Annotated in this window: 11 protein-coding genes; 3 read left to right on the forward strand and 8 right to left on the reverse strand. The window is 47.1% G+C overall.

The window, feature by feature from the left end; translation table 11 throughout:
• Positions 1 to 56: 56 nt before the first annotated feature.
• The 6 genes from C7W93_RS11600 to C7W93_RS11625 all read right to left on the reverse strand — a co-directional run bounded on the left by C7W93_RS11600 (position 57) and on the right by C7W93_RS11625 (position 6,420).
• The gene (locus C7W93_RS11600) at positions 57 to 977 is read right to left on the reverse strand and encodes a dihydrodipicolinate synthase family protein (protein ID WP_108440140.1); all 921 of its coding nucleotides are present in this window, start codon (positions 975 to 977) and stop codon (positions 57 to 59) included.
• Between the two features lie 5 nt (positions 978 to 982).
• Positions 983 to 1,840 carry an ABC transporter permease gene (locus C7W93_RS11605; protein WP_108440141.1) on the reverse strand — a complete coding sequence of 286 codons (858 nt, stop codon included), beginning with the start codon at positions 1,838 to 1,840 and terminating at the stop codon, positions 983 to 985.
• A 79-nt stretch (positions 1,841 to 1,919) separates the two neighbouring features.
• Entirely contained in the window at positions 1,920 to 2,873 is a 954-nt protein-coding gene (locus C7W93_RS11610; protein WP_108440142.1) for an ABC transporter permease, read from the reverse strand.
• 72 nt (positions 2,874 to 2,945) lie between these two features.
• Entirely contained in the window at positions 2,946 to 4,505 is a 1,560-nt protein-coding gene (locus C7W93_RS11615) for an ABC transporter substrate-binding protein (protein WP_108440143.1), read from the reverse strand.
• A gap of 63 nt (positions 4,506 to 4,568) precedes the next feature.
• Positions 4,569 to 5,288 (reverse strand): FadR/GntR family transcriptional regulator, encoded by a 720-nt coding sequence (locus tag C7W93_RS11620; RefSeq protein WP_108440144.1) that lies wholly within the window; start codon positions 5,286 to 5,288, stop codon positions 4,569 to 4,571.
• Entirely contained in the window at positions 5,278 to 6,420 is a 1,143-nt protein-coding gene (locus C7W93_RS11625) for a YjhT family mutarotase (RefSeq protein WP_108440145.1), read from the reverse strand. Before C7W93_RS11625 ends, C7W93_RS11620 begins: the two co-directional genes overlap by 11 nt.
• A 732-nt stretch (positions 6,421 to 7,152) precedes the next feature.
• Between C7W93_RS11625 and C7W93_RS11630 the strand changes: the two genes are divergently transcribed.
• Positions 7,153 to 8,256, forward strand: a complete 1,104-nt coding sequence (locus C7W93_RS11630; RefSeq protein WP_108440146.1) for a porin — start codon at positions 7,153 to 7,155, stop codon at positions 8,254 to 8,256.
• 131 nt (positions 8,257 to 8,387) lie between these two features.
• On the opposite strand, the gene C7W93_RS11635 is transcribed toward C7W93_RS11630, so the two are convergent.
• Positions 8,388 to 9,056: an IS6 family transposase gene (locus C7W93_RS11635; protein ID WP_108440147.1), complete on the reverse strand. Its 669-nt coding sequence runs from the start codon at positions 9,054 to 9,056 to the stop codon at positions 8,388 to 8,390.
• Positions 9,057 to 9,460: 404 nt separating this feature from the next.
• Between C7W93_RS11635 and C7W93_RS24830 the strand changes: the two genes are divergently transcribed.
• Positions 9,461 to 9,829 carry a hypothetical protein gene (locus tag C7W93_RS24830; RefSeq protein ID WP_201747202.1) on the forward strand — a complete coding sequence of 123 codons (369 nt, stop codon included), beginning with the start codon at positions 9,461 to 9,463 and terminating at the stop codon, positions 9,827 to 9,829.
• 306 nt (positions 9,830 to 10,135) lie between these two features.
• Here C7W93_RS24830 and C7W93_RS11645 read toward each other — a convergent pair whose 3' ends face one another.
• Positions 10,136 to 11,104 carry a hypothetical protein gene (locus tag C7W93_RS11645; RefSeq protein ID WP_146177551.1) on the reverse strand — a complete coding sequence of 323 codons (969 nt, stop codon included), beginning with the start codon at positions 11,102 to 11,104 and terminating at the stop codon, positions 10,136 to 10,138.
• A 380-nt stretch (positions 11,105 to 11,484) separates the two neighbouring features.
• On the opposite strand from C7W93_RS11645, the gene C7W93_RS11650 reads away from it, so the two are divergent.
• Positions 11,485 to 11,724 carry a recombinase family protein gene (locus tag C7W93_RS11650; protein ID WP_225869814.1) on the forward strand — a complete coding sequence of 80 codons (240 nt, stop codon included), beginning with the start codon at positions 11,485 to 11,487 and terminating at the stop codon, positions 11,722 to 11,724.
• Positions 11,725 to 11,735: the final 11 nt, after the last annotated feature.

Raw genomic sequence — 11,735 nt, forward strand, 5'->3', positions numbered from 1 at the left:
AACATTTTCCAGAGATGCGTGGTCCCAGAGTGACTCGCAGACCACGCTATCACGCGTTATAGCAGTCCGGCGCTGACTAATATAGCGCGTATTTTTTCAATCGCAGCATCAGGCAATACGCGATTCGGACGACTCATGTGGCGGTTTTCAATCAGGCCCATCAAATGCATCGCTGTTTTAAATCCACCCACGCCAGAGGCATTTGGACTGGTATGCGGTACACCCTGGAAGACAATATCGAACAGTGCAATCAGACGATGTTGTTCGGCGCGCGCAGTTTCCCAATCCCCTGCTTTCGCAGCGTTATACAAACGGACATAACCGGCCGGATCAACGTTACCCAAGCCTGGTACATTACCGTGTGCGCCGCCCAGCAGAGCATAATCAACCATCGTTTCGGAACCGGTCAAAATCGCAAAATCCGGCTGCTCCGCAAAGTCACGCATCAGCATGCGCATATTGCCATCGTCACCGCTACTATCTTTCACCGCGCAAATAATCTTGCGATCATATAGTTCACGAATGGTTTCGCGTGCCAATTTGAGTTGCACACAGACCGGGATATCGTAGGCAATGATCGGCAGATCTACTGCGTCTTTGATGTATGAAAAGTGATCGACCGTCTCAGCCTGACTGGTACGGGTATAAAACTGTGATGTCACAACGAGACCATCAACACCCAACTCTTTAGCCTGACGCGCATACTCGATTGTACGATCAGTCGTTGGATCAATGACCCCAGCGACCAGAGGCACACGACCACCTGCTTCTGCCACCGCAACTTCCATGACATCGGCGCGCTGTTGCGCATTCAAAAAAACCACTTCACTGGTCGAGCCCAGCAAAAACAGGCCATGCACGCCGCCATCCAGCAGGTGACGGATAACGCGCCGCAAGCTAGGTTTATCGACCTTATAATCATGGGTCAGCGGCGTAACAACCGGGGGGATAATGCCGTGCAATTTCAAAGTAGACATCGTATTCATTCCTTCATAGTTTTAGGGTCAAAAGCCTGGCGTAACCCGTCGCCAATAAAATTTGCAGAAAGAGCAGTGATCACAATTAGCACACCGGATGGCAACCAGATCCAGGGGTATTGCTGAAGAATGGATGCTTCGCGTGCGATGCTGAGCAGACTCCCCCAGCTTGCATCGGGCAATTGCACTCCAAGGCCCAGAAAGCTCAATCCAGCCTCGGCCATAATGGCGCTAACAAATCCAAGAGATGAAAACACCACCAACACATCGGTCGTGTTTGGCAAACAGTGTTTAAATAAGATATAGCCGTGCCCTGCCCCTAACGTTTTAGCGGCGGCAACAAACTCCATCTCACGCACACTCAATATGCGGGCTCGTACCAGACGGCACACCAGCGGCCAGGAAAGCAAACCGATAATCATGATGGTCTTACCAGTACCGGACCCAATCACTGCAGACAGCGTCATCAACACAATAATGGTTGGAAATGTCATGACAATATCGACAAAGCGCATGATCAGATTGTCCAGCCAGCCGCCGAAATAACCGGCAAGTCCTCCCAGCACCGTACCAATGACCACCGCGAGGACGACACTGCACGCACCAACCAACATTGAAATCTGCCCGGCGGCCATGGTTCGCGCCAGCATATCTCTGCCGGTCTGGTCGGTACCAAGCCAATGCATGCGCGAAGGTCCTTGCAGCGAGGAGCTCAAATCGATCGCATTCGGATCAAATTGAAATAGCCAGTGAGAAAAAAGGCAGATAACGGTTACCAGTAGAAACACGCACACACCCAACATGGCAATCCTATTAGCTCGAAACTTCTGCCATTTACTCGCTTTCAGATTGTTACCACTCATGTCATCACTCTTGAATTAGTAAAAAAGTTATGGGCCGTTCAGAAAAATGTGCATCTTCCAACGCTCGGAAAATAAGCATTTATTTGAGCGTTATCCGAGGGTCTATCCACGAATAGATAATGTCGGTAATGATATTGATGGCTAATATTGCTAGCGCCATGAATAATGCGATGCCCATAATCAACGGATAGTCGCGGCTCTCAATGCCATCCAGAAACAGCATCCCCATACCGGGCCAGGAAAACACGACTTCTACAAAGACCGCGCCGCCAATTAATGCACCAAAATTGGCGGCAATCACTGTAACAATCGGAATGAGCGTATTCGGCAGCGCATGTCGCACCATCACCTTATACGGCGACAATCCTTTGGCGGTTGCTGTGCGCACATAATCTTGCGTCATGACTTCTAGCAAACCGGCTCTGGTATAACGCATCAGGATCGCAACGAATTGCACCGCGAGTACGATCGAGGGCAATATCAGGTGATGCAAAATATCAGTCCAGCTGCCATCGCCGGGAATGGAATAACCTCCCGCCGGAAACCATCCCAATTTCAGCGAAAAAATATACATCCCGGCAATGCCAACCAAGAAGGCGGGGCAGCTGATCGCCAGATAGGCGAGGACAGACAAAACATAATCAGTCTTTTTATTGTAATGTCGCGCCGAAACGATACCGGCAAGTATCCCGAGCACTGAGCCTAAGGTTAGACCGATAAACGTCAGCATGAACGTCGCCGGAATACGGCTGGCAATCGCGTCCGTTACTTTTTGTCCGTCTTTATATCGATACCCCAAATCCCCATGCACGACTTTTTTAATCCAGACAAAAAACCGTACGGGCATAGGCGCATCAAGCCCCAAGTCGTGTCGCAAGATATCTTTTTGCTGGCTCGTTAATGATTGTGTAGGAGGCACGAAGGCATCAACGGGATCTCCTGGAGCCATATTAATCATCACAAAAATCGCGATTAATATGGCAATTAGTGTCGGAATATTCACCAGAATCCGACCAAATAAATATTTCAGCATGTGTTACCCCGACGCTCCCCTAAGGGTGCGTAATTTATTTCAGATTAATGACGACAAATTAAGGATTAAAGATTAACGCAGTGACCAGTTTTCCGGAAAGTCCTGATATCGTCCGCCGCTGGGCGCTGGCGTCCAGATGACATTTTCAGCATTCTTGGCGACGCCACCGAAACGGTTGGTCATCCATAATGGAATCCAGGGTAACTTTGCATTAGTTAACCGACAGACGTTTTTGTAGATCTCCGTGCGCTTGGCGTCGTCTGCTTCTATCTGACCCGCCTGAAACAACCTATCAAGCTCCGGCAAATTTACTCGCATTCGATTCGCCCCTTTTGGCGGCGCGTCGGTTGACGCCATCAACGGTGCCAATACGCTAGGATCGGGGCCATTCCCACCACCAGCAAACACCATGCTGAATTTTCCTGCCTCCACCGTTTGCGAGAATGTCGCCACATCAACAAAACGCGGTCGGATATTGATGCCGATATCGCCTAACATGGCTTGCAGGGAAGAGACCACATCTTTGGATACTTGATCGCCATAATAAGTCAGCAACTCAATGGGTAAATCATGATTCAGTTTATGCCAACCGGCGTCTGTCAGTAGTTGTTTTGCTGCTTTCACATTCATTGCATATTGATTGATATCCGCCGGTACGTATTTAGGCAGCGATAACACACAGTTATTCAAGCTTGCCTGACCGCCATAGATATACTTAATGATGGCATTTCGATCAATGGCTAGCAGAATGGCCTGACGAACGCGCACATCTTTAAAACGCGGATCGTTATTGTTGACCCCAATGTAATTGAGTACGTTGGACGGGCCTGCAATAACATTGAATACGTTATTGTTCCGACTCTCTTTGACCTGATCCAGCGTCAGATAAGTATGCTGAATTTCCCCTGCCTGTAACGCAATTGATGCCGAACTGCCGTCCTTGAAATAACGATTGATCAGCTTGTCGAGCTTTGGCCGACCACGATAAAAGTTTTTGTTGGCATCCAGCTCAACGTATTGATCCGGTAAGTACGCATGCCATTTAAAAGGGCCGGTGCCAACTGGCTGCTTCCACCAGTCAGCATTGCGCAACTCTTTAACCGGCATGTTCCCCAGCAGATGTACGGGAACAATCATGATGCTGGTAAACGCATCCGGTAACGAAGCATCCGGCGTATCCAGCGTCAACACGACGGTATATTCGTCCGGGATCTGAATATCGGTCACATGATTCAATCGGGCAGAAAAGCTACTCGCCATATCGGGGTTTTTGACTAAATCAAATGTGAACTTTACGTCCTTCGCCGTGAAGAGCGCGCCGTCATGCCACTTCACCCCTTTGCGCAACTTGATTGTCATGCTCTTGCCATCGGCTGAAAAAGACCAACTTTGAGCTAAGTCGCCATTGATTTTTTCAAGTGCCGCGTCGTACAAAGTTAGCGTACTAAAATATTTGTTGTAGAAACTAAATCCGGCACTCGCAGTTAAAGGATTGAATTTTTGGGCATTACCGCTTGGCCCCACATCAAAAGCGCCAACAAACGTCTTCTCCGCCGAAAAAGCAGCACCGCTTTGAGCCAATAATGCTAATGCAGCTACTAACGTCAGAAGTTTGTTATTGAATTTCAACATGCAATACCCCGAAATATTTCAATCAACTTATTTTCGAAAAATTCAAAAAAACGCGCTATAAAACTATTCGTTTATCTTTTCTGCAACTTGCAACTCACTACTAGCGTCTTCAGGGTAACTATCTACAATCGACTGAAAATGCTCGCGATGTGCGGATAACACGCCGAAAACGTCTTTCTTCTCCAGCATGTTGACAACGCGTAAATGATCTCTCGCGGTCGCTTCCAGCGCCCAATGATCCACGGAGCGAGCCGACTGATTCATCTCATTAAATACTTTCCAAAATAAATCGATCAATGAGAGGAGAAAGTCATTCTTCAGGCAGCTATACATCTCCGCATGAAAGTCGCGATCTTCTTGCTCAAAAGTCTGCTTATCCAGCGCTTTGCTCAACATGCGTTCGCCTAGCGCTCTCAGGCGCTGAATGCTCTCGGGCCCGATGCGCTCAACCACTGCGGGTATCGCGCCAAGTTCAAGGTATTTGCGAACGTGCAAAAGCTTTTTAACATTCTCGTCTCCCTCATTCATTGAATAAGGCAGATTTTCTACAATTGAATCGAATGAAAATTCTTTAACAAAAATCCCCTCGCCATGTCGTGACTCAACGATACCAAGCGACTCCAGCGATTTAACAGCTTCACGCAACGAAGGACGACTCACTCCTAGGTTTTTGGCGAGCTGTGCCTCTGGAGGTAAGCAATCTCCAAATTTCAAGTGATTACTTTTGATGTATTTCTTGATTTCAATTTGCACTTGGCGATATGCCGGAACTTTAGTTGTCACTTGAATCTCTCTGAAAAAAGTCTGGAACGGTGGACGGCGCTGTTGTATCCGGATGTGCTAAAAACAGGGTGTCCATACAAGGAACGCCATCCTGCGTATCGCCACCGACAAACACCAGCCCCGCTGCAACTTGAAAGGAAAGCCCGTTTGCACGTGCAACAGGTAATCTGCCAGCCATTATCCAGACATCATCCCGAAAAACATATATTTCGTTGCGCCAGGTTTTCGGCAAACCCTGATGAGCGTAAAATTCCCCCGCATCGTAACGTCTCCTTGCGCCCGGAAAATTGGTGCCGCCGGCCAAAATTGGATACGTACCCCAGCAACCTGAAAACCCACAGGCAACACCTTCTTGCGGCGCTAGCGCACTTACGGGCGGTAACCTTGCCTCGTCAATCCACTTCACACTGCCATCGGCAAACATCGCGCGCTTCACAGAGTCGGATCTCAACCCAGGCTTCACTTCACCACTCAATAAATAGATCTGACCTTGATGCTGAATCACGCTACTGCCGCAATTTGGCAGATGCCCCACAGCACCGAGATTTTTCCAATTTAGCGTAACCACGTTAAATTGCCAGACGCTTCCATTCCACGCGTAGTCCTGCGCCGACCGGGCCATGAACGCCTCTAACGCTTGCGGCTGTTGCGACGGCGCAAGTGCCTTATAGCGTGCAAATAATGCATTAAATTGCGTGGCGTTATAACCGCCAAAAAACAAAATATGTCGATCGTCCACACACGCCGCAGATGCCCCCAACAAACCGCACGGTAAATGAGTCGACAGGCAGGTCCAGCTATCGGATAGCGGATCATAACAATGGACAACATCGAATTGCGCCAAACTATCCGATGCACTAATACGCCCTGCCCCGCCAAACACGTAAACTTTACCCTCGACGACTACTGACACTGCACCACTGGGTACCGCAGCGGGAAAATCCGCTAGGCGTTGCCATGATTTCGGCGCTAGACGCATATCCAATCCAAACCACGCATGACCGGCTGTGCCCAAACCAGCATAAAGCACGGTCCCTACCTGCGCGCCAACTGCCTCCCGCAACACCACTGGAAAGGATGGCCATGCAACGTCTTTATTCAGCTCCTGATCACACACTATTTGTAAGCCCATCGTTTAATCGCTCTTTACCGTTACACCCAACCTTGCTATTGCCGCCGATCTTGAATCGGTCAGCTTGAATCGAAGTATTGCACCTTAGTCGTCAGATGTCAAACATCTAAACGATGATTATTTAATGGAAATCCATTCCCATCATGTGACCAAAACGACCACTAAACAATCCCTCCCATTCATATATTTAGTACTAAGTAGTTGATTATTAACGATTTAAATAAATAAAAATTGTACCCACATGATATGAATTATCGAATTAACCATAAAAAAATATCAATTACAATAACAACGACATAGATCACTTCTTTCAAAAAATACACATTTTGCGTGAAAAATTGCTATTTCATAGGGGTTTTCTCACCACGACAATGCCACGCCAGAAAGATAACTGCTTAATTTTAGCTATGTGATCTTACTTCAAAGTGGATTTGACAACTTTGTATTGCGCCATGCGCGATACTTTCTTTCCATAAAAATAGCTATATTTATACAAATAGCTGTCAAAAATCAAAAAAACTCGCTAAAACAACATGAATTTATAAAAAATGCTTGCATGTGCTTTTTTCCGAATGCTAGTATTCACTCAGAAATAAGAGGTCAGATATCTACCTATATATTTCGAAAAAACACTGATCTATGGCGCATCGCAAACATGCACTCCAAATAGAATCAGTGATTGAAAAGAGTTTCGGCATTCCTGCCTATCCCTAATCTTGCAATTCATACGACATGAAAATAAATAAAATTGTAGTCTTGGCGACCCTTGCCTCAGCGACGGGACTCGCTGCAGCACAATCAACAGTCACCTTCTCAGGGCGCGTTGACGGAGGATTTGCGTACCTGAATCAGGTGCAAACATCCCCTGGTGTGACTGCGTCACGGTTTGGTACGCAAAACGGAGACTGGGGCGTTGGCATGATAAATGTCACTGGCGTGGACAACTTGGGGGGAGGAAACAAGGCCATTTTCGTCATATCCGATGCAGTCAAAATCATGACGGGTATGGGGGGTGCCTCTTTTCGAAAATCGTTTGTGGGCCTTTCAAGCAACGACTTGGGAACCATAAAACTTGGCCGCGATCTTTTCATCAGCAACGGCGTCACGATGATCGACCCTTTTGTGCAGGAATTGTTTGGCTCCGCTTCACTAGTGCGCGGCCGGAACTGGCAGCAAACAAATAGCAACGTCACCTATTTAAGCCCATCCTATAACGGCTTCGATGTGGCCCTTCAAAATTCACTGCCCGGCCAAACAGCTAATTTCAATGCGGGCGCTCCGGGCGGATTCGGCCGAACCGACGGTATCCAATTAACCTATCAATCAGCGCTGTTTGACGTCCGAGCTATTTATGACGAAATGCGGGATAGCAATGGTCAATTCAGTAACGTATTTACCTCCTCCAAGGAGTTGGTGATCGGTGGCAATCTGCGCATTCAAAAATTTATAATTCAAGGCGCCGTAACCAGAATGGTGGCACCGGATACGCCGACTGGACTTGCAAAAACGGCAAATCACTATTGGCTTGGTTTTAATTACGGCATGACGCCAGCGCTGTTATTGACAGCAGGAGTCTATCGTATCGACGTCGGAAGGGGTAATGCGAATGCGACACATGACGGTCAGGGTCACGCCACGATGTTTGAACTTGGCGGCACATACAACCTGTCCAAACGCACCTTTCTATACGCAAACGTTGGTTACCTGAAAAACGGCGCAAATGCAACTTTCTCGCTAGAACCCAACAACCCTGGTTTGAACAATAACAATCTGGACAACCCACTTCCAGGACGAACGCAACTTGGCTCTTACGTCGGTATTAATCAATCGTTTTAACAACAAAAGGAGTAGATGATCAGCGCCAATGCTGCCTCCGATGAGAAATAGGGTTCTGTCGCTTTAGCAAGGACAAGTCGGATTTCTAGCTGGCGGGTGCACCGGCCTTCAAACTCGACGGATTTTTCCCGCTAATGCATAAATTGGTCTGCAAAAGTCATCTCATCAATGCCTTCCCCCATGAGCTGGCTTTTACGGATCAGGTGCATGAGTTCAATGCCGGCCAAGATGTGTTTGGCGGACCGAAATGATTTGAAGTTGAGCATCGGCTTGGTTACGCGCTTGATGGCACGGTGGTCCTGTTCGACGATATTGTTGAGGTATTTGACCTGCCGAACGACCATCGGAATGTCCATGCCGGCATTGTTCTCATCAATCGCCGCCTTGTTGGCGCCGCTTTTATCCATCGTGACTTTTTCAGGAATGCCATGAGCTTGCATGCCCTTGTTGAAAAAACGTTTCGCAGCCCACTTATCCCGCTTGGCCGTTAATAGAAAATTGACCGTGTTGCCTTCCTTGTCCACGGCCCGATAGAGATACTTCCAGGTGCCTTTGACTTTTATATAGGTCTCGTCCATTCGCCAGCTTCCGCTATCCGGACGCTTGTGTTTGCGGAAAGCCTTTTCAAGTAACGGCAGAAACCGGATCGCCCAGCGATTGATCGATGAGTGATCGACAACCACGCCGCGTTCTTCCATCATTTCTTCCAAGTGACGGTAACTCAATGGGTAGGCTGCGTACCAACGGATGCAGACCAGAATCACGTCGATGGGAAATCGCATCCCTTTGGCTTTGAGCATCTCGCTTCGCCCTTTTTTCAAAGACAGTAGTCTACCTGAGCGGCTCGATGACTTTGCTCAACGCGACAGAACCCTTTTGTGGATAGGTGGAATATAACAACACATTTTTATCCTTATAAACAGAGGGTCTAGATATTCGAAAGTAAAAATGTACCGTCAAAAGTACTGTCAAAAATAAATGCTTAGGATTTTGCCGAGCTCGTAACCGTTAGTTACTTTGTCGCCGTGGCAAGACCGATGCCTAGCATTTATACCAAATAGATTCATGACTACTAATCCCAACGCCCTGATATTATTTACAGTTTAGTATCTGTTTCAATTTGGTATGCTGGTCAATAAGTGAATAAAAAGCGCGCACGCGCGCCCGAACCGGCCGGACGCCGATACTAAGTGGAGAGTAAAAAATGACGAAATACCGATGCGAATCAGTTGATGACGCTGCGACCGGCCGAGTTTTTATCGAAGTCTTTTATCCTGAAAATGCATCACAGGTTTTTCGCACAAGCTCTCCTGATTTCGCTACGCATGAAGAAGCACAAGAAGCGTTTACGCGTATCGCAATTTCGGTATTGCCTGACTTCGGCTTGCTTCCAGTTGATCCAGACAACAGCGGAAATGTAATTGGTTTCGGCATAGTTAAATCTTCGCCTTGGCATTTTGGCGGTATTTATTCTGAGGAAACAGATGCTCGTAGAATTGCATCTAAGTTAGGCTCACAGTATGAGGTTCATTACGGCTCACATCGCTTAAATAGCGATGACTTTGCCTATTGAACGAGGTAAACGCCGTTCCTAGCCGGTAAGAGGCCCGTCCAATTTGCTTGGCAAATGTGGTCAGCGGCAAGGTCATTGCAGGTACGTTTGTACGGACGACATAATGCCGTTGTACTGGCGTTGTGTCGTTACAGCATAACGGCAGCATTAAGGCACCACATGAAAGACAGAATTGCGTTCAGCTTTGCCAGAATAAGCGCCGAGCACCTGGCTTCGTCCGGACAAGTAAGGCCTGAACGCGGAGGTAAACCTGTTGTTTGTGGCGGGAAGACGAGCGCTAAAAAGCTCACTGATTGGAAGGCTAGCCTAAGGAGATTGGACTTTAACCCCTTGACGCTTTCCTGCCGCTTTACCGTTGGTAAGCATAGGCCTTGGCCACCACAGTTTGTACTCATACCCTGGTTCTGGGTTTGTCACCATGTGGAAAAATGATTTGGTCGATGCGCTGAACTGAATTATTTTAATATCTTCTATAACTGCCGCACTGCCATTTTCAATTAAGGATCTTGTGAATTTTGCCGACTCGCCATGGTAGCGCTGTGTTACGTGCAATAGATCTACTTGAAAGGATATTAGGCAGATTGGTGCCTGAACTCTCATGGACAGATAAGTTTCGGATTTTTCATCTGAGTCATCAATCAACATTTTTATATGTACAACCTCGACGTCATTGTAAATTCTCGTCCTAGGGAAGATCATTTTTACTGAACTAGCGGTTGTATTTTGAGACCTCTTCACTGGCTGAACTATTTGAATTTCTGAAGATACCTTTGGTTCTTTAGACCCAGTCCAATGGAACGCGTGATCAATATGCCGTAGAAAAGGCCTTTTGATTTGAAGGTGGCGAAGGGTCTCAAATTCGAGATTTTTTCCATCTGATGTTACATATTTAGCAATCGATGATAATGGCAAAAAACCACTTGGATGAGTTTGGCTTAAAACTTTTTTGGAAATTATAAAAATTTGGCAGATTAAATAGGCGCAAACACCAACGAAGGCAGCAACCGCAATCCATGACTTAAGACTATCAGTGAGAAAATTTGTTACACTTATCCCAAGTATCCCAGCGAGTCCGGCAATATTTGCAACAAACGCCCACATAAATTGCCTTGCTTTAGTTTTGACGAGAAAAAAGGCGCATATAGCGCCTTCAAAAATTGTGGAAAGTTGTGTTGTTACGAAGCATCTCCGCCCATAAAATTTCCCTTTCAATATAAGTTCTTTACAAGCAAATATCGCGCCTTTTAGGCGCGAATCAACTTGGTCAAGTGTCACTATAATATAGCAAAAGCTAAGGTATTGTATCTAAATATTTTAGCGATCATCACGCTTTATTCCCGATAGCTTACCACGACGCACGGGGTCTCCTCTCTAATCCTTACACTCTGCACGTCTCGACCAGCATCTAATTAAACAAATTTATCGGCCTTTCATCCAACAAACTTTGGTATTTAGAAAATGTACCACCTATTACTACTGGATAACATGATTCAATCGATTGCCGCCAAAAAATGACTACCCAGCCGTGTTCAAAAACGACCGATTTCTGACACGCCAGATAGGCCCAGCAAACCATGTTAATAAATTAGGGTTATCAGTTTCTGACACCAGGTTATATCTGACATCGTTTTCTAACACCTACCTGGGGGATGAACATGGCAGTCTTCGCTTATAGATGCGTCAGCACGAAAGACCAGACGACGGAAAATCAACAAAGCGAGATCGAACGGGCCGGGTATAACGTAGATTTTTGGTTCTCGGACGAAGGGGTCAGCGGCAAGATGTCGGCAAGCCAGCGACCGCAGTTCGGCCGGGTACTCGGGCAGATATGCGATCGCATCTGGCAAAGCAGCCAGCGTCCGCCAAGGTGTTTCGAATCAGGGCGACGAAGGTAAACCGCCGAAGA

This window comes from Glaciimonas sp. PCH181 (genome assembly GCF_003056055.1).
Classification (GTDB): domain Bacteria; phylum Pseudomonadota; class Gammaproteobacteria; order Burkholderiales; family Burkholderiaceae_D; genus Glaciimonas.